15 protein-coding genes are annotated in these 19651 nt (G+C 67.0%); 13 read left to right on the top strand and 2 right to left on the bottom strand.

Features of this window, described 5'->3' with window-relative positions:
• Window positions 1-178: 178 nt before the first annotated feature.
• Together RNB18_RS49385 and RNB18_RS49380 are read left to right on the top strand one after the other, a co-directional pair.
• Complete coding sequence (locus tag RNB18_RS49385; RefSeq protein WP_311720688.1) at window positions 179-2659, top strand: RICIN domain-containing protein; 2481 nt, start codon at window positions 179-181, stop codon at window positions 2657-2659.
• Window positions 2660-3242: 583 nt separating this feature from the next.
• Window positions 3243-5495, top strand: a complete 2253-nt coding sequence (locus RNB18_RS49380; RefSeq protein WP_311720687.1) for a right-handed parallel beta-helix repeat-containing protein — start codon at window positions 3243-3245, stop codon at window positions 5493-5495.
• Window positions 5496-5654: 159 nt separating this feature from the next.
• Here RNB18_RS49380 and RNB18_RS49375 read toward each other — a convergent pair whose 3' ends face one another.
• The gene (locus tag RNB18_RS49375; RefSeq protein ID WP_311720686.1) at window positions 5655-6296 is read right to left on the bottom strand and encodes an SGNH/GDSL hydrolase family protein; all 642 of its coding nucleotides are present in this window, start codon (window positions 6294-6296) and stop codon (window positions 5655-5657) included.
• 129 nt (window positions 6297-6425) lie between these two features.
• Between RNB18_RS49375 and RNB18_RS49370 the strand changes: the two genes are divergently transcribed.
• Window positions 6426-7136, top strand: a complete 711-nt coding sequence (locus RNB18_RS49370) for a cupin domain-containing protein (protein ID WP_069761679.1) — start codon at window positions 6426-6428, stop codon at window positions 7134-7136.
• A 135-nt stretch (window positions 7137-7271) separates the two neighbouring features.
• Here RNB18_RS49370 and RNB18_RS49365 read toward each other — a convergent pair whose 3' ends face one another.
• Window positions 7272-8261 carry a LacI family DNA-binding transcriptional regulator gene (locus RNB18_RS49365; protein WP_311720685.1) on the bottom strand — a complete coding sequence of 330 codons (990 nt, stop codon included), beginning with the start codon at window positions 8259-8261 and terminating at the stop codon, window positions 7272-7274.
• A gap of 239 nt (window positions 8262-8500) precedes the next feature.
• Between RNB18_RS49365 and RNB18_RS49360 the strand changes: the two genes are divergently transcribed.
• The 10 genes from RNB18_RS49360 to RNB18_RS49315 all read left to right on the top strand — a co-directional run.
• A complete protein-coding gene (locus RNB18_RS49360) occupies window positions 8501-9412 on the top strand; it encodes a carbohydrate ABC transporter permease (protein WP_394817792.1) in 912 nt (303 codons plus the stop codon).
• Window positions 9405-10301, top strand: a complete 897-nt coding sequence (locus RNB18_RS49355) for a carbohydrate ABC transporter permease (RefSeq protein ID WP_266520729.1) — start codon at window positions 9405-9407, stop codon at window positions 10299-10301. The genes RNB18_RS49360 and RNB18_RS49355 overlap by 8 nt, the downstream gene beginning before the upstream one ends.
• 102 nt (window positions 10302-10403) lie before the next feature.
• The gene (locus tag RNB18_RS49350) at window positions 10404-11708 is read left to right on the top strand and encodes an ABC transporter substrate-binding protein (protein ID WP_266520731.1); all 1305 of its coding nucleotides are present in this window, start codon (window positions 10404-10406) and stop codon (window positions 11706-11708) included.
• An 85-nt stretch (window positions 11709-11793) separates the two neighbouring features.
• Window positions 11794-12909: a Gfo/Idh/MocA family protein gene (locus RNB18_RS49345; protein ID WP_266520733.1), complete on the top strand. Its 1116-nt coding sequence runs from the start codon at window positions 11794-11796 to the stop codon at window positions 12907-12909.
• Entirely contained in the window at window positions 12906-13868 is a 963-nt protein-coding gene (locus RNB18_RS49340; protein WP_266520735.1) for a DUF6807 domain-containing protein, read from the top strand. The genes RNB18_RS49345 and RNB18_RS49340 overlap by 4 nt, the downstream gene beginning before the upstream one ends.
• Window positions 13869-14342: 474 nt before the next feature.
• Window positions 14343-14585 (top strand): hypothetical protein, encoded by a 243-nt coding sequence (locus RNB18_RS49335; protein WP_311720684.1) that lies wholly within the window; start codon window positions 14343-14345, stop codon window positions 14583-14585.
• A 346-nt stretch (window positions 14586-14931) separates the two neighbouring features.
• On the top strand, window positions 14932-15933 hold the full coding sequence (locus RNB18_RS49330; RefSeq protein WP_311720682.1) for a PaaX family transcriptional regulator: 1002 nt from the start codon (window positions 14932-14934) through the stop codon (window positions 15931-15933).
• 527 nt (window positions 15934-16460) lie between these two features.
• Window positions 16461-17345, top strand: a complete 885-nt coding sequence (locus RNB18_RS49325) for an alpha/beta hydrolase family protein (protein WP_311720681.1) — start codon at window positions 16461-16463, stop codon at window positions 17343-17345.
• 229 nt (window positions 17346-17574) lie between these two features.
• The gene (locus RNB18_RS49320; RefSeq protein WP_311720680.1) at window positions 17575-18813 is read left to right on the top strand and encodes a glycoside hydrolase family 5 protein; all 1239 of its coding nucleotides are present in this window, start codon (window positions 17575-17577) and stop codon (window positions 18811-18813) included.
• Window positions 18814-19408: 595 nt separating this feature from the next.
• On the top strand, window positions 19409-19651 hold a 243-nt coding region (locus RNB18_RS49315; RefSeq protein WP_449657652.1), incomplete at its 3' end, for a transposase family protein.

Below are 19651 nucleotides of genomic sequence, written 5' to 3'. Positions count from 1 at the left end.
TTTTTACCCGCTGACCGATGCTTGACGCCTTCGATCACGGACGGGCACACTGCGCGGAATACGATTTCCCACTGCGGAAAGACTCCTCCCCCGGGCGGACCCCGCCTCTGCGGTCAACGCGACGGAGTCTCAGTGCAAGCCACACCCACACCCGCACTCCCTCCCAGGAGGATCTCCCGTGCACGACGTCATAGGCCTGCCTGATAGGCACATCAGACGGTTGGCGGCCCTGGCCGCCCTGCTCATGGGACTGGCCCTGCTGGCCGGCCGAGCAGTGTCGCCCGCGTACGCCGCCACCGACACAGCCATCACCGTCGACGGCACCAGCGCAGGACGCACCTTCGACGGCATCGGCGCGATCAGCGGCGGCGGCGGCAACACCCGCCTCCTGGTCGACTACCCGTCCACCCAGCGCAACCAGATCCTGGACTACCTGTTCAAGCCCGGCTACGGCGCGTCCCTGCAGATCCTCAAGGTCGAGATCGGCGGCGACACCAACTCAACCGACGGCTCCGAGGCCAGCTTCGAGCACTCGAAGGGCGACATCGACTGCAACGCCGGCTACGAGTGGTGGGCGATGGAGCAGGCCAAGGCCCGTAACCCCGACATCAAGCTCTTCGCCCTGGCCTGGGGCGCCCCCGGCTGGATCGGGAACGGCAACTTCTACTCGACGGACGGGATCAACTACCTGATCGACTGGATGGGCTGCGCCAAGCAGCACGGCCTGAGCATCGACTACCTCGGCGGCCAGAACGAGAAGACGTACAGCGCCTCCTTCTACGAGAACCTGAAGTCGGCCCTGGCCGCGAACGGCTACACCTCGACCAAGCTGGTCGGAAGCGATGAGACCAACTGGAACATCGCCACCGCCATGAAGACCGACAGCGCCCTGAACAGCGCCGTGGACATCGTCGGCGCGCACTATCCCTGCACGTACGCGTCCGCGATGACCACCTGTTCCTCCTCCGCCGACGCCCAGTCGCTGGGCAAGCAGCTCTGGGCCAGCGAGAACGGCTCGGAGAACGCCGAGACGGGGGCGGCCCCGGTCGCCCGTGCCATCAACCGCGGCTACCTCGACGCCAAGATGAGCGCGTACATCAACTGGCCCATGCTGGCCGCCGACTACCAGAACCTCTACTTCCACGACCAGGGCCTGGTCACCGCGAACCAGCCGTGGTCCGGCGCCTACAGTGTCTCCCGCACCGCCTGGTCCATCGCCCAGACCACGCAGTTCACCTCACCCGGCTGGAAGTACCTCGACAGCGCCTCCGGCTACCTCGGCGGCGACCGCGCCAACGGCAGCTACGTCAGCTACACCGCGCCCGACAAGAGCGCCTGGAGCACCGTCTTCGAGACCATGGACGCCACCGCGTCCCAGACGGTCACCCTCGACATCGCCGGCGGCCTGCCGGGCGGGGCCCTGCACGTGTGGTCCACCGACCTGTCACAGCCCGGCGGCGCCACCCCGCGCATGGTGCAGAACAGTGACCTGACCGCCAGCAACGGCACGTACACCCTCACCCTGGACCCCGGTCACGTCTACACCGTGACCACCACCACCGGTCAGGGTGCCGGAACGGCCACCTCGCCCGCGCGCAACCGGCTCGTCATGCCCTACTCGGACTCCTTCGCCGGCTACAGCACCGGGCAGGAGGCGAAGTACTTCGCCTCCATGAACGGCGCGTTCCAGGCCGCCCCCTGCACCGGGGGCCGCACCGGCCAGTGCCTGCGCCAGACCGCACCCCAGAAGCCGATCGTCTGGTGGTACCCGGCCACGAACGCCCTCCAGCCCTACACCCTCGTGGGCGACGTCGGCTGGAGCAACTACACGGTCAGCTCCGACGTACTGCTGGAGCAGAGCGGCAGCTCCGCAGAGCTCCTCGGCCGTGTCGGCACCCAGACGAAGTTCAGCGCCGGGGGGATGAACGCCTACCACCTGCGCCTGTCCGACACCGGATCCTGGTCGCTGTTGAAGACCGACACCGCCGGCAGCAAAGCGTGGAACTGGACCACCCTTGCCAGCGGTACCGTCACCGCTCCCGGCACGGGCACCTGGCACAACCTGTCGCTGACCTTCCAGAACAGCACCATCATCGCCAAGATCGACGGAAACACCGTCGGCACGGTCACCGACACGAGCTACGGTGCGGGCCTGGCCGGCCTGGGCACCGCCGGCTACTACCCCGTCGAGTACTCCAACTTCTCCGTCACCCACGAGCCGGTCAGCGACCTGTCCGGCACCTACAAGATCATCAGCGCCGGCACCGGCAAGGTGCTCACCGCCTACAACGGTGGAACCAGCGACGGCACGCCCGTCGTTCAGAAGACCGACGCTAACAGCGGCAGCCAGCAGTGGAAACTGGCCTACACCAGCGGCGGCTACCTCACCGTCACGGGTGTCACCAGCGGCAAGTCCCTCGACATCAACGCGGCTTCCACCTGGCCCGGCACCCAGTTGCAGCTGAAGACCCCCAGCGGGAGCGTCAGCCAGCAGTGGCTGATCGCCCCGGGCGACAGCGGCGGCTACACCATCGAGTCCCGGTCGAACGGGTACAAGGTGGACGTGTACAAGGGTGGGACCACCGACAACACCCCCATCGACCAGTGGTACACCAACGGCGGCAGCAACCAGCGCTGGAAGCTGGTCAAGGTGGCATGACCGACTGAGCAACCGAGCCCTTGGGTGGGGCAGGCCCGACCCCCGGCCTGCCCCGCCCGTGCGCCGGGGGCCATGAGATGCGCCTGCGCTGCTGGGCCCCGCCGGGCGACGGGTTGAGCAGCCAGTGACGAGCGCCTTACGAAGCAGCCGGGCTGCCGCACGGCTCGCTGTCGCATGGCGCCGTCGGCTTTCCGGCAGGGGCCTCCGCAACGCTGACGTTCATCTGCTCGAAACCTTGACGCACTCGATCACCGCTGGGCACACTGCGCGGAATACGTTTTCCCGACGCGGCCCCGAGGGGCAGGCATGACGTTCTCGAAGGCCCGCTGCACATCCGGGAGGGCACTGTGACACCGGAAGCACGACTCTTGGAATCGCCACCGAGCTCAACCCCCGATGGGGCGTGTCCGGCCGGACCAGTGCCCATGTCGTCGCGCACCCGTTGGTGCGTCCACCGTCCGGTCCCGAGCCGCCGGCGCCCCGAGTCGTTACGCGACGTCTCGGCTGGAGGCGTCACGACAGGAGCCGGTACCTCACCACCACGGACGACAAGAAGAGGACAATGACCGTAAACCGAAGACTTGTGTCACGAGCGACAGCCGCCGCACTGTGCGCGCTGGCCGTCGTGCTCGCGTCGATCGTGCTCATCCCCGCGCAGCGGGCCTTCGCCGCGGGCACCACGTACTTCGTGAGCACAAGCGGCAGCGACAGCAACGCCGGAACCAGCAGCAGCGCGCCCTGGCGCTCGCTGAGCAAGGTGAACGCAACGACGTTCCAGCCCGGCGACACCATCCGCTTCGAGGCCGGTGACAGCTGGACCGGGCAGCTCTGGCCGAAGGGGTCCGGCGCCGACGGCGCCCCGATCGCCATCGACAGCTACGGAACGGGCGCCAAGCCGAAGATCGCCGGCCAGGGCGCAGTCGGCGACGCGGTGCGGCTGAACAACCAGCAGTACTGGGAGATCCGCAACCTCGACGTGTCGAACGCGGTACCCACGGGGACGACCGACGGTTCGAAACTCGGCGACTTCCGCGGCATCGGCGTGCACGGTGACAACGGCCAGACCCTGCACCACTTCGTGATCGACTCGGTGGACGTGCACGACGTCACCGGCGAGGTCAAGTGGGTCGGCGGCAGCACCGCCGACAACAAGCCGGGCATCACCTTCCAGCAGGGCTGGGACCGCTCGAAGGACACCGGCGGCATCGCCTTCCTCACCGGCGTCCAGGACATCACCGCGCCCGGTGCCCCCACGGTCCTCGACGGCATCACGGTGGAGAACTCCACCATCAAGAACACCTCGTTCAGCGGGATCGTCACGAAGCAGTACGCCGGTGACGCGCCCGGTGCCGTCTTCACCGGCTGGGGCAAGCGAGCCACTGCCACCGACTCGAGGTACACCCCGTACACCAACGTCACGTTCCGCGGGAACTACATCACACAGGCGAACACCCCCTACGGCTGCAACGGCATCTACCTCACCGGCACCCGGGGCGGACTCGTCGAAGGCAACGTGATCGACCAGGTCGGCGTCTCCGGCGTCGAGACCAACATGGCCGACAGCATCACCGTCCAGCACAACGAGATCATGGGCACCCACCTCTCGTCGGGCGGCGCCGACCAGAATGCCCTGGATCCCGACATCGGCACCACCAACCAGCTGTTCCAGTACAACTACCTCCACGACAACGGCGACGGCATCCTGCTCTGCGCGTGCAACTCCAGCGTCCAGTTCGGCAGCGTGGTGCTCCGCTACAACGTCATCACCGGCAGCACGCGGTGGAACCTCCACTTGTCGCAGACGGGCGGCACGGTGGCGAACATCTACAACAACACCTTCGCCAACACCAGTTCGACGAACATGGTGACCGGCGGCGTCTCCGGCAAGGCGACGCTGACCAACAACCTGTTCGTCTCCGGGCAGTCCGCGCCCACGTTCGTGCAAAAGTCGACCATCATCTACAACAACAACGGCTACTCGGACAACCTGACGACCGTGCCCACGTCCGACGCGCACGCCGTGGTCGGCGCTCCGCAGTTCGTGAATGCCTCCGTCACGGGACCCTACGGCGACGAGAACGGCCCGAGGCTCGGCACGGCGACGAACTTCGCGCTCCAGTCGGGATCGGTGTTCATCGACGCCGGAGCCACGGTCACCAGCAACGGAGGCCTCGACAACGCCGGGTCTCCTGTGCCGATCGGGAACGGTCCGGAGATCGGTGCCCTCGAACGCGGCGCGCCCAACATCGCGTTCACGGACACCTTCGACGGTCGGGCGACCGGAACGCTCGCGGACGGGACCAACGGATGGCGAGTCATCTCGACCAACAACGACGTCTCCGTGGTGGAGACGCCGTCCGCCACCGACAAGAGCGTCCGACTGACCCGCACCATCGAAGGCGGCGGCACCGACGGGACCAACCTCGCCCGGCTCTTCAGCACCCCGCTGCAGGGCATGGTGACCATCGACACGCAGGTGATGCGCAACGACACGCAGGCCGGCTGGTTCGGGCTGCCCTACGTGTACAACGCCAGCGGCGTCCAAGCCGTAAGCGTCGCGTTCGCCCGCGGCGAGATCCACGCGTATCAGGGAACCACGGACTCCGTGATCGGTACGTACACCAATGGCAAGTGGTACCGGGTCACGCTCACCGTGGACACCGTGAACCAGCGCTTCGACCTGGACATCGACGGCCATCGCGTGCTGAACGACGCGGCGTTCCGCACCTCGATGCCGGGGATCGCGAAGGTCGCGTGGTACTCGAACGGGGGTGAGCGCGGGGCAGTCCACGTGGACGACGTCCGGATCTCGCGCGGTACCGGGTTCGGCCAGTGACAGCCAGGACAGCTGGTGGCGTGAGTATTTCGGTAAGGGCACCGATTCAGTAAGCGCTTCCTCGTCCACCCACGATGTTCGGCTCAGGCTGACGTCATGAAAATGAGGAATCTGATCTGCCTGGTCGATATCGGCCAGGCAGATCCGATTGCCAACTGGTCAATGTGAAATATGCTGCAGCGTGGAGCTCACCACCGGCACGTAGAACGTGGCGATACCCGCCTCATTGGGATGTGTCCCCGATCCCTCTGTGCCAGGGAAACCGTTGACCAGATCGTCGAATGTGTACTTCGCACGCTGGGTGTCATCGCGCGTGTCGAACGCGGTCTCTCCGAAGACGTCGGCAACGGCGATGTCCCACGTGCGGCAGGCTCCCAAGGTCACCTCGCGCAGCGCCACCTGAGTGTCCCAGTCCCGCGAACCGAGCTTGTGGGCGGCGACGTACACGATGCGGGCGGTGGGCCACTTCCGCCCCATGACGTGCAGCGTCTTCTCCAACTCTTCCACGTAGGTGCTGAGCGTGTACGCGCGGTCCCGGAAAATGGACTGCGCGTCATTGGTGCCTCCGTCGAAGATGACGAAGTCCGGCGCGATGTCGGTCGCTTGCTCGACCTGCGTGAGTATCTGCCCTCCGGAAGCATGCGCGTCGGCGCCTATGGTCGCGCCGTTCCGGGCGAACTTGGTGAGGGACATTCCCTCGCGCTCTGCAACTACGTCCACGAAACTGTGGGGATACACATGTCCGTACACAATACTGTCGCCGAAGGCGTAGACGCTCTTGCCTACCAACCCATTGTTCACATCGTCCTCCTTGCGGCTTCGCTATTCGGGTCTGATTTTAAACGGAACATTGACGGGTTGGGCGGCCGGGACGTAAATTAAGAGAGATAGAAAGCGCTTACTGTAGTGAACTGGAGTGTTGACACACACATGAACGCAACCAACACCGGACTACCCGGGGGCGTCGCCATCTCGCATCTGTCGGTGTACGACTGGCCTGCTGCCGACGGAGTGTGCGGCGGTACCCCTCATATGCACCTGGCGTGTTCAGAGGCTTACGTCGTCACCGGCGGTCGCGGGGCCGTGCAGACGCTGACCGCTTCCGGGTACGAGGTCACTCCGCTCCAGGCCGGCACGGTCGCCTGGTTCACGCCGGGCACCATCCACCGGCTGGTCAACGAGGGTGATCTGCGGATCACCGTTCTGATGCAGAACAGCGGGCTGCCGGAGGCGGGGGATGCGGTCCTCACTCTGCCCCCGGAGTACTTGACCGATCCGGAGACGTACGCCCGTGTCACCGCAATTCCGGTCGACGCGCCCGAGGAGGAGCAGGAGCGCGTCGCCCGGGCCCGGCGGGACCTCGCTCTGGAGGGCTACCGGGCACTCCGGGAGGCCAAGGGGCCGCAGGCCCTGGCCGCGTTCCACCGTGTGGCCGCCGCGCTCGTACGGCCCCGCATCGCCGAGTGGCGCGAGCGGTGGCGACAAGGTGCCGAGGCCTCCGCCGCGGCCACCGGGGCGCAGCTCGACTGGCTGGAGCGAGGAGAGTCCCCCCACCTCGCAGATGCCGCTGTGAGGTCTGAACAGCCCGCTGCCCGGGGGAAGTTCGGGATGTGCGGCCGGCTTGACGTCTACGCGAACTGAGGACGATGCGCACCTGAGAACGTGCGGCGTGCGCGGCCAGTTCGGCCCGCCCCCAAGGCCGGGCCGGATGGGCGGTGCAGGCGCAGGGGACGGACACGGTCCGCCTGCTCCGCGCCCACCCGGCCGTGGCGCTGGTCACCGCCTGCGGCTGAGACGCCCTGCCGCGGGCGGCTCGGCCGTCGACTCCCGCCAGATGATGCGGAACAGGGAGCCCTCAGCCGTCTCGGGCGCGCTGTCCCTCAGACCCGCGATCAGCTTGGCCATGGCCGTACTGCCCAGTTGTTCGAGCTCCACGTCGACGGTGGTCAGTGACGGGGTCATGAACTGTCCGACCCCGGCGTTGTCCCAACCGGTCACGCTGAGGTCGCCGGGCACGTCCCAGCCGCGCTCCCGGGCGCCCCGGACGACGCCGGCGGCGACGAGGTCGTTGGCCGCGATCACGGCGGTCGGCCGCGCATGGCTCGGGAGCGACCGTATCGCCTCGATGCCGGACTCTCCCGACCAGTCTCCGTCGAAGACCCCGACGGACTCGACCCCGAGGCGTTCGACAGTCTCCAGATAGCTCTGCTTGCGCGCCCTCGCGGAGGCGAACTGCGCGTCGCCCGCCACATGGAGGAACCGGGAGTGACCGAGCGCCGCCAAGTGCTCGATCATCCGCACCAGGGGCGTGGCGTCGGCCAGTTGCCCGATGCCGCGCATCTCGTCGTCGAAGTCGGCCGAGATCACCACGGCCGTCCTCTGGTGCAGTTTGCTCTCCACGGCGGGAAGCACGGGGGCGAGGGAGAGGATGCCCTCGTACTGTCCCGAATCGGCGAGCTCCAGCAGGCGGTCGCTCCTCGCGCGTACGCCGCCCCCGGCACTCACGACATCCACGAAGAACCCTGCGTCCTGCGCCGTCGCGCCGGCACCCGCCAGCATGCGCGAGGGGTTGAAGGCCATGGCGGGCATGAGGATCGCCAGTCGGCCGGTCTTCCGCGTACGCATCGACCGCGCCACCAGGTTGGGACGGTAGTCCAGTTCCCGTATGGCCTTCTCCACGCGTTCCAGGGTCGCCGGCTTCAGCCCGCCGTTGTACCGCAGATACCGCGACACCGTCTGGGGTGACACATCGGCGAGCCGCGCCACGTCGGTGATCGTAGGCCGTCGTCGCGCCGTGTCAGCGCCATCCATCCGCTTCCCCCACCCTTCCGCCAACGTTCGGTGAAGTCAGAGACTACACACTCTTGACGCAAAAAGTGATCGTTCACTATGGTCCTCGCAACCCACAAAGTGAACGATCACTTTTCGGTTGACGCGTGGCCCGGGACGGGCCCGCACCACTGTGTGCCGATGCCGCCGCTCAAGGGAGCAGTGCCGTGAGCTCCATCAACGAACTACGCCGGCTGCGCGGGTCCCAACGGGGCGCGCGACAGCAGAACAAGGCGGCGTTCTTCTTCCTACTGCCCTGGTTCGTCGGGCTCTTCGGGATCACTCTCGGCCCGATGCTGGCCTCGCTCTACCTCAGCTTCACCAAGTACAACCTGTTGCAGCCGCCGCAGTTCAACGGAGTCGAGAACTGGACGCGCATGCTCGACGACGAGCGTCTGCACAAGTCGCTCGAGGTGACGTTCAGCTACGTCCTCGTCTCCGTCCCCTTGCAGCTGGCAATGGCCCTCGGGCTCGCCCTGGTGCTGGACAAGGGAGTACGGGGCCTCGCCTTCTACCGCTCCGTCTTCTACCTGCCGTCACTGATCGGCGGCAGCGTGGCGATCGCAGTGCTGTGGCGTGCGATGTTCGGGACCAACGGCCTTGTCAACGAGGCCCTGTCCCTCGTCGGTGTCCAGGGGCAGGGCTGGATCTCGGAGCCGGGAACCGCGCTGTCGACCCTCGTCGTCCTGAACGTCTGGACCTTCGGCTCACCCATGGTGATCTTCCTCGCCGGGCTGCGGCAGATTCCGACCTCCCTCTACGAAGCGGCCTCCGTCGACGGCGCGAAGCGCTGGCGCCAGTTCCGCAGCATCACCATCCCGCTGCTGACACCCATCATCTTCTTCAACCTGGTGCTGCAGATCATCCACGCCTTCCAGACCTTCACCCAGGCCTTCGTGGTCTCCGGCGGAACCGGAGGGCCCGCCGACTCCACCCTCTTCTTCTCGCTGTACCTGTACCAGCGCGGCTTCGGCCACTTCGACATGGGATACGCGTCCGCGCTCGCGTGGGTCCTGCTCCTCATCGTCGCGGCCTTCACCGCCGTCAACTTCTGGGCCTCAAAGTACTGGGTGTTCTACGATGACTGACCGCACCGCAGCCGTACCCCCCTCGCTGCCCGCCCCCCGCCCGCACGCGATACGCCGGCTCAGGCGCGCCGTGCGCGCCCCTCTCAAGCACTGCCTGTTGGCCCTCTGCGCCCTCACGATGCTGTACCCCGTCCTGTGGATGGTGGTCAGCTCGCTGCGTCCCAACAGCCAGATCTTCCGCAGCGCGGGACTCGCCATAACGCACCCGCGCTTCGAGAACTACAGCAACGGCTGGAACGCCTTCTCCCAACCGTTCAGCCACTACATGATCAACTCGGCGATCGTCGTCACCGGCGCGATCCTCGGGAACCTCCTCGCCTGCTCCCTGGCGGCCTACGCGTTCGCCCGACTCGAGTTCAAGGCGAAGCGCGTGTGGTTCGCCATCATGCTCGTCACGATCATGCTGCCGGTCCACGTGATCATCGTGCCCCAGTACGTCCTCTACTCGGAACTCGGCTGGGTCAACACCTTCCTGCCCCTGATTGTGCCGAAGTTCCTGGCGACCGACGCCTTCTTCATCTTCCTCATGGTGCAGTTCATCCGTGGCATCCCGCGCGAGATCGACGAGGCGGCGCGGATCGACGGCGCCGGGCACGCGCGGATCTTCTTCCACGTCATCCTGCCGCTGATGGTCCCGGCCCTGGCGACCACCGCGATCTTCACCTTCATCTGGACCTGGAACGACTTCTACACCCAGCTCATTTACCTGACCGACCCGGACATGTACACCACACCTCTCGCGCTGCGCACCTTCGTCGACCAGCAGAGCGCGACGGACTGGGGCTCGGTGTTCGCCATGAGCGTCGTGTCGCTCGTTCCCGTCTTCCTCGTCTTCCTCGCAGGGCAGCGCTTCCTGCTGCGAGGCATCGCGACCACCGGCGGCAAGTAACCGCGGGGGCTACTGCCGGACACGCGGAGGCGACCGAGTCATGGCCGTTCGGGAGCACCGCAGCCATCAACCCGACCCACTCTTCAGGAACAGGACAAGCACATGAACCCCAGCCCCTTCAGACGCGTCGCGATCGGAGCGGTGGTCTCACTCTCGCTCGCACTGACCGCCTGCTCCGGCAGTAGCACCGGGTCCGCTCCCAAGCTCGGCGACAAGCCGGTCACCATCCGCGCCACCTGGTGGGGTGCGGACGCCCGCGCCCAGCTCACCGACGAGGTCATCAAGGCGTTCGAGAAGAAGTACCCCAACATCACGGTCAAGGGCCAGTACAAGGACTGGAACGGCTACTGGGACGCGCTCGCCACGACGACCGCGGCCAAGGACTCCCCCGACGTCGTCCAGATGGACGAGCTGTACCTCGCCTCGTACGCCGACCGCGGAGCGCTGTACGACCTCGACAAGGCCAAGAAACTCCTCAGCACCTCGCAGTTCGACGACCAGGCCCTGGCCACCGGACAGATCGACGGAACGCAGTACGCGCTTCCCGTCGGCGTCGGCGTCATGTCCATCCTCGTGAACACCGACCTGTTCAAGAAGTACGGCGTGGAGGTTCCCGACGACAAAACGTGGACGTGGGACGACTACGCCAAGGTCGGGAAGGAGCTGACGGACAAGAGCGGCGGCAAGATCCACGGTGCGGCCGGCGCGCCCGGCTTCTCCGCCGGCGATGTCAAGTACTGGGCTCGTCAGCACGGTGAAAACCTGTTCGACAAGGACGGCAACGTCTCGCTGAAGCCCGACACGCTCGCCGCCATGTGGAAGTACGGTCTGGACCTGCTTTCCTCCGGGGCCAGCGTCAATACGTCGACGATGGTCGAGGACCTGACCGCGGGTGTCACCGCCGGCAGCTTCGCCACCGGCAAGGCGGCCATGATGGGGGCGTACAACACCCAGATCACCGCCATCCAGCAGGCCGCGGGCGCGCAGGTGCAGCTGCTGCAGATGCCTCGTGTCGGCGATACCAAGGCGAACTTCTTCAAGCCCTCCATGTACTGGGCGGTCTCGAGCCAGAGCGCGCACCCGGCCGAGGCGGCCGCGTTCATCAACTTCATGCTCAACGACCCCAAGGCCGTCGACATCCTCAAGACGGAGCGCGGCATCCCCGCCAACAAGGAGATGCTGAAGCACCTCCAGCCGACTCTGGCCGGGACCGACAAGGCGGCAGCCGACTACATGAACGCCGTGACCCCGGGTGAGTCGCCGGTCGTGACGCCCAACGGCGGAAGCGGCATCGAGCCGGAGCTGCAGCGCTACAGCCAGGAGGTCTACTTCAAGAAGACCTCGCCCGAAGCCGCCGCGAAGGCCTTCATCAAGGAGCTCCAGGGCGAGATCGACGCGGCCAAGTGACCTCCTTCCGGGGGCCGTCGCCGCTGCCCACGGCCCCCGGGAGCCCACGAGAAGTGGGTCAGGAACCAAGAGAGAGAAAACACCCATGCCCAGCCCCCGGCCGCCGTACCGCGTGGCCATCATCGGCACCGGCGGTATCGCCCACGCTCATGCCGAAGCCCTAGCCGAACTCTCCGAACGCGCCCGGCTGGTCGCCGTCGCCGACCTCGACCCCACCCGTGCCGCCGAGTTCGCCGACCGATTCTCCGTGCCGCACGTCTTCAACGACCCGCAGGCTCTGCTGGAGAGCGAAGACCTCGATCTCGTACACATCTGTACGCCCCCGCAGACCCATGTACCGCTGGCATCCATGGTGATGCGGGCCGGCGTCACCGCCTTGGTGGAGAAGCCGACGGCACTGAGCCTGCGCGAAATGGACCAACTGGCCACGGTGCAGGAGCAGACCGGCTCCAAGGTTCTGACCGTCTTCCAGCACCGCTACGGCGCGGCGGCGGTACGCCTGCGCCGGCTGGCCGGCTCCGGCGCACTGGGCCGGCCACTGGTCGCCACCTGCGAGACCCTCTGGTACCGGCCCGACGCGTACTTCGAGGTGCCGTGGCGGGGGCGCTGGGACGTCGAGGGCGGCGGCCCCACGATGGGACACGGCATCCACCAGTTCGACCTCTTGCTGTCGGTCCTCGGCCCCTGGTCCCAGATCGCTGCACTCGCCGAGCGCCAGGCCCGGCCCACGGACACCGAGGACGTCTCGATCGCCGCCGTCCGGTTCGACAACGGAGCCCTCGCCACGGTGGTCAACTCCCTGCTGTCCCCCCGGGAGACCTCGCGCCTGCGCTTCGACTTCGAATACGCCACGGTCGAACTCGAACACCTCTACGGCTACCGCGAGGAACACTGGCGGTTCACCCCGGCCCCCGGCCACGAGGGTCTCTCGGACCTCTGGATCGAGGGTGCCGAGCCGGACATCACGAGCGGCCACAGGCTCCAGATCGAGGCCGTGTTCAACGCCTGGGAGACCGGACAGGAACCCGGCGTATGTCTGCAAGACGCGCGCCGCACGCTGGAGTTCGCGGCGGCGACCTACGCCTCCGCCTTCCGCGGTGTCCGCGTCGCCGCGGGCGAACTGACCGACGACGACCCCTTCGCGCTCAGCATGGACGGCGGCGCCGTGCCGTGGGAACCGGTCAAGGAGGCCCTCGTATGAACGCCCTTGAGATCCGACACGACCTCGGTACCTCGGTCACGGTCCGCGACGGCGACACCGAGCTGTTCCGCTACGTGTACCAGCCGGACACCGTCCAACTGGAATCACCCAAGCCCTACATCCACCCCCTGCGCACCCGGGCCGGCAAGGTGGTCAGCCTGTTCCGTCCCCACGACCACGTGTGGCACAAGGGCATCGCGTGGTCTCTGCCCCACGTGGGCGAGGAGAACTTCTGGGGCGGTCCCACGTACCTCCACGGACGCTTCTACGTCCAGCTGCAGAACAACGGAACCCAGGCCCACCGCCGGGTCGTCGACCTGGACAGGACCGACGGGACGGCGACGTTCGCTCACGACCTGGACTGGACCACCCAGTCCGGCGCGCTGTTCTTCACCGAGCGCAGGACGCTGCGAGCGCGCCTGATCTCCCCGCAGGCCTGGGCATTGACGTTCGAGACGCAGATGACCAACGTCTCCGGAACGGACGTCGCCATGGGGTCCCCGACCACCAAGGGACGGGAGAACGCCGGCTACGGCGGCCTGTTCTGGCGGGGCCCTCGGTCGTTCACCGGCGGGCAGTTCGTGACCGAGGAAGGCCTGGGCGGTGACGAGGTCCGCGGGCGGCGCATGGAGTGGATGGGCTTCGCGGGCCGCCACGACGAGACGGACGCGCAGTCGCTCGTGCTCATGGTCGACGACGCGGCCAACCCGAGTCACCCGCCGCAGTGGTTCGCCCGGACCGAGGAGTTCGCCTGCCTCAACCCGGCACCGTTCTTCAGCGAGGAGCTGACCGTCGAGGACGGCGCGACCGTGCGGTTCCGCTACGGCGTCGGGATCGCCGATGCCGACGCGAACGCGGCTCCCGCACTCGCCGACGCGGTACGCCGGGTGCTCACACCGTCGGACACGCCGTCCGCGCGTGCCGCAGAATCCTCCTCAGGGCGCTTCGCAACGGAGTGATACGAGCCTGCTCGCTGTGCAATCCCCGGCGTGCACTCCCCGCTCACCGGGGAGTGCACGCCTTCCTCGCCACCCCGGCTGCTGCGATCGCCGTAGCCGCAAGTGCCTGCGAACATCAGCGAGGCAGTACCAGACACGTACGAGCACGATGGACCGGCCCTGATTGTCCGCTCGAACGCAGGCCCCCGCCTGTGTCGCCTTTCGCCCGTTGATGCCACAGGCCCCGGCTCGTCGAGGACTGCCGCCACGTGACCCGTCGGTGCGAGGCAGACTTGCTCGACTGGGGGCACGGGGTAGTGCGGGTTCACACCCGGCCGATGGCGGCGCACTACGCTCAGCCCGGGAGCGCGGGAAGCCCGTCCCGATCGATGCCGAGGCGGTGGCCCGGCTCGCTCCGCGCGAGCCCGACCTGCCCAAGGCATGCCTGGACGGCCGAGTCGGGATATCGAGCTGTTGGTCGACCAACGGCGCCCGGTGGCCCGGCGCACCGCAATCGGCAACAAGCCGCGCTGGTTCCTGCACGAACTCGACCCGAAGCTGGCCGTCGCCTCTCGCGGCCTGCGCCGCCTGTACATCCTGGCCCAAGCCTTGATCCAGCATCACAGGACGCTCGCGGCCATCGCTGCCGAATTGGTCGCGGACTGCCGCCGACTCTCACCTTTGGATGCTGCAGCCGTCGTGGAGTGCATCCACGTGTACGCGCGTGACCCCAAGTAGTTCCAGAACCTCGGTGGCGTTGCACCGGGTCGATTCTGTCCAGGCCGCCTCCCATTCGTCGTAGTGACGAGTCGTCACGAACCGCAACGGTCAGCGCCTCGTTCTTGCGCGACCCGGCAGCACCTCGACGACCACCACATTGACGATGACGAACGCCCACATCGCCCAACGCGCCGTCCCCCGCAAGTAGGGAGCCAAGGACGACTGTTCGCTGCCGCCGCCCTCCAAGTGCACCGGTGTTACACACCTGGGCGCTGCCGTCGCGCCTTCGGCTGCGCGCGGAGATCACGCCTCGTGGAGCAATCGCGGCGGAGCTGCACCCGGCGATCCCACAACCGTTACAGTGATGCCGACCCTGTCCACCGCGCCGGAGCCGACCTTGCCGAACCTGTCCCACCTCGAGGAGATCTTCTCCCACGAGGGTGACGGCGCCGCCGGCCCCGTGCAGTCGCCCGGCTGGCAAAGCGACGTATCGCCGCAGGGGCTCACGGTGACATTGATCGCCGACTACACGTTCCCCGTCCGGGCGTGGTTGCCGTCGGCGGCGATCGTGGCACTGCTCGGCGAGTTCCAGGTGACCGCGGGCGCCGCCCGTACGACGATCAGCAGGCTGATGCGCCGTGGGGTGCTGGAAAGCAGCAGGCAAGGACGGTACAGCTCCTACCGGCTCACCTCGCAGGCCGCCGTCGATCTGTGGAGCGGCGCCAGTTCGATCGCCACCTTCACCACCCAACCCGACTCATGGGACGGTCGGTGGACACTGATCGCCTTCTCCGTCCCGGAACAGGAGAGCACGCGGCGGCGCGCACTGCGCACCGCGCTGCGGTGGCGCGGATTCGCGCCGCTGTACGACGCGCTCTGGGTGTCACCGCACCCTCTAACCCCCAAGGGGCGGATCGAGGTGGCCGATCTGGCGCGGGGAGCGGTGACCGTGTTCCGCGCGCGGCAGGAGGAACTGCATACGGAGGCCGACCGCAACCCGGTCGAGGCGTGGGACCTGCCCGGCATCGCCGAGCACTACCGGGCTTTCATCGACCGTTGGAGCGGCCTGCTTCCGCACATCAGCACCGACCGTGTCACCGGTGCCGACGCGGTGCGCGCACGGACCGAGGTCATGCACGCCTACCGGCACTTCCCCATTCTGGACCCGCTGCTCCCCATCGGTCTGCTGCCGCCCGACTGGCCCCGGTCGCGAGCGCGGGAAGTCTGCGTCGCGGTGTACGACGGACTGCTCCAGCCGGCCCAGGACCATGTCCGCTCCGTAGTGACCCGATTCGCGCAGCGGCCGCACCCCGACATCAGGGCCCATACGATCGCCGGCATGAGTGCGGGCGTCGGCCACAGCTGACAACAGGCCGCCGCGAGTGTGATCGGGCGGGCTTCGAAGACGTCACACGGTGCCTCCAGCGCCTGCGATCTGTCGAATCCGCGTCGAAGACAACAGAGTTGGGCGCCAATGATTGACAGATCGGCGCCCGATCGGGAATGTACCTGTTGCAGGACAGGTGGGAACGCTCCCAGTGGTGCGGCACACGACGAGTGGAAGGAGAGGCACCCCTGCGCCGCTTCCGCAGAATCAACACCTCCCCATCAGACAGGCGGGCAGGTGTGCGCGGAGGGCCGATCCCACGATGAGTCACGGTTCGGCCGGTGTTCAGCGGCTCGCCGCGTCTCTGCCGGCAAGGCCACACCACGCCGATGACCACCACGGGCAGGACCGGAACGTCCTCCACCGTGCGCGATTCGCCGACTTGACCACCCCCACGACCACTCCCCCCACCACCTGGGTCAGCCCCACCGCCGCGGCATCACCGACGTCTCTTCCCGGCGCCTGACCGAGTAGCGCTCCGCACACCCCCCACACCAGGAGTCTTCATGACCATGCAACGGCGTAGCTTCCTGACCCTGAGCGCGGTCGGAGCCGCTGGCGTAGGCATGTCCCTGCTCGGCATGGGCCAGGCGGGTGCCACCGCGCGGGCGGGAGCCCCGACCCAGCGGTTCGCGGTCGGCGTGCGCCAGTACGCCTGGAGCCGCGGTAGCCGCCGGTGGACCACCTACGTCTACTACCCCGCCACCGGCGCCCCCGGTGGCTCCCCGGTCACCAACGCCCCCGTCGCCCAAGGCGTCTTCCCGGTCTGCGAGTTCATGCACGGTTTGAGCAGCAGCCCGCAGAATTCCCTGGCGATCATCCGCCCCCTGGCCGAGGCCGGCTTCATCGTCCCCGCCCCCCACTTCGCCAACCTCAGTGGCCAGGACGTCTACGACGGCAACCAGTCCCAGGACGTCTCCGAGGTCATCACCCGGACCCTCGCCCTCAACACGGCGAGCGACCCGCTGGCCGGCCACATCAACACAGCGGTCGGAGTCGGTGTCTCCGGCCACTCGATGGGCGGCATGACCACTCACGGCCTTCTCACGGCCTGGCCGGACGCACGGATCACCGCCGCGATCCCCATGTCCTGTGTGGACATGGGCAACCCGAGCACGTCGGTCCGCGCCAAGGTCCTGTTCACGCACGGCGACCGGGACGGAACGTGCCCGATCTCCTCCGCCCGCCAGGCGTACCGGGAACTGCCCGCCGGAAAGGCGTTCCTGACCTTCCGCGGCGCCGGGCACAGCAACTACTTCGGCGACTCCCGCACCGTCAACACCTCCGTGGACTGGATGCGGTGGAGCCTCTACCGCGACGCAGGGGCCCGCGACCGCCTTCGCGCCGACGCCACCTCCTCCACCACCACCTGGGAATCCGTCCTGAGCTGAGGAGCAACCACACGGCTCGGGTGCGCGCGTCCGCCGCGATCGCCGCGCATCCGGGCCGTAGAGGGTGCGTGGCCTCCCAAGGACGCCCGCGAGGTCAGCCGCCGCGCAGTCGGCTGTGCACGTTTCCAGGCCGGACACCACCACCCGAACAGCGGGCAGCCGCTCCCACTCCTACAAATAGATCCACTTGAGGGCCCAACACCCTCAAGGACGCAAGAGAGGAAAGCACATGGTTTCACTAGCAGGGAAGATCAGAGTCACTTTCCTTGCCGTCCTGTTGACAGTTGCCGCATCTGTGTACGGCGCGGCACATCAGGCATCGGCCGATACCGTGGCACAGTCAAGCGCTTCTCAGATCGTGGCCGACATGGGCGCCGGATGGAATCTGGGGAACCAACTCGAAGCCACAACCAACGGATACCCCAGCGAAACAGCGTGGGGCCAGCCGACGGTGACGCAGGCCCTCATCGACAAAGTGAGGGCGGCGGGGTTCAAGACGATCCGGATTCCGGTCTCCTACCTGGGAGCCATAGGGCCCGGCCCGACTTACACGATCAACGCAGCCTGGCTGAACAGAGTCCAAGAAGTCGTCAACTACGCCTACAACAGAGGCCTGCATGTGCTGATCAACATGCACGGCGACGGGTACAAGAGCGTCAACGGCTCCTGGCTGATCTGCGATTCTCCCTCCCAGACGACGATCAAGGCCAAGTACGAGAAGGCTTGGCAGCAGATCGCGAACAGGTTCAAGAACTACGACCAGCGCCTGATCCTGGAGTCCATGAACGAGGAGTTCGACGGGCAGTACGGCCGCCCGACCCAACCGTGCTACTCGAACATCAACAGCTACAACCAGATCTTCGTGGACACCGTGCGGAAGACGGGCGGCAACAACAGTTCGAGGTGGCTGCTCGTGGCCGGCTGGAACACGAACATCGATTACACCGCGGGGAATTACGGCTTCGCCCTTCCGTCCGACCAGTACCGCTCCTCCTCCATTCCCGCAAGTGAGCGGCGGATCATGATCTCCGTTCATCACTACAGCCCGTGGGACTTCGCCGGAGAGGAAAGCGGCACCATCACGCAGTGGGGCCGGTCAGCGACCAACCCGTCGAGGACCTCGACCTGGGGCCAGGAGGACTATCTGGACGCGCAGTTCAAGATGATGCGCGACGTGTTCGTCACGAAGGGGTATCCGGTGGTGGTGGGCGAATACGGCGCCATCGACAAGTCATCCTTCGATTCGTCGAACAACAGGTATCGCGCGGACTTCGCACGGGCCGTCGCGGCCACCGCCAAGAAGTACGGCGCCGCCTCCATCTACTGGGACAACGGTGCAACCGATCGGTACGGGTTCGGGCTGTTCAACCGGCGCTCCCTCACAGTCACCCAGCAGGGCATCATCAACGCCATCATGACCGGCGTCAGCGGCAGTGTTGCCGGCGCCGGCCTTCCGTCCGGCACGTAGCAGGGCCCGAGTCTCGGCGACGGGTACATACCTCTACGTACCTCGTGGGCGCGCAGTTGGGCCGAGTGGTGATGCCACACGGTGTGCGATCTCGTCAACTGCGCGCCGACCAGCCGGAGAAGCTACGCTCCTCCGCATCTGGGAGCACGTTTGGCAGACGGAGGACAGCGATGTCTTCACATGTACGACCCACGACGAGTTGTGTGCCGGACTGACCGGCGTGCCGAGCTCAAGCAGTTTCCACGGTCCCCCAGAGCCCGGCTCAATCCCAAGGACATCGGCCTGCCCTCTATGCGAGCGACGGCGGGTACCCGGCCTGCAACGCGAGGAGCCGGCGCAGCTGGCGGGAGTGTCATAGGCGTACTACCCACGCCTGGAACAGGGCTACGGCGAAACCATGTCGGCCGAGGTGATGGACGCCGTGGCCCACACACTGCGCCCGACCGAGGAGGAACGGGACCGTCTGATCCGGATGGCCCAGCCCGACCGGAACCTCACACCGTTGTCCAGCTCAGAGGCTGTTGGGACTGTAAGACATTCGGCTCTGGCCCGTAGTCGGTAGTGACGCCGAGTAGCCGCCCTTGATCATGATCTTGTGGTGGATATCAACTCCCTTATGGGGACGGTGTTTTCGGGGCTTTCGGCGCTGGTTGTCGAGGACGTGGCGGACGGCGGTGACGTCGTGGTGGTCTCGGCCCGGACCCGGGACGTGGCGGTGCCGTGTCCGGTGTGCGGGACGCCGACAGCGAAGGTGCACGGTTATCACCGCCGAACGGTGAGGGACGTGCCGGTTGACGGCCGCCCGGTCATCGTGCGCCTGCGCGTACGGCGGCTGGCC

The organism is Streptomyces doebereineriae (assembly GCF_031845645.1).
GTDB classification, from domain to species: domain Bacteria; phylum Actinomycetota; class Actinomycetes; order Streptomycetales; family Streptomycetaceae; genus Streptomyces; species Streptomyces canus.
This window is presented reverse-complemented; position numbering and strand designations above follow the sequence as displayed.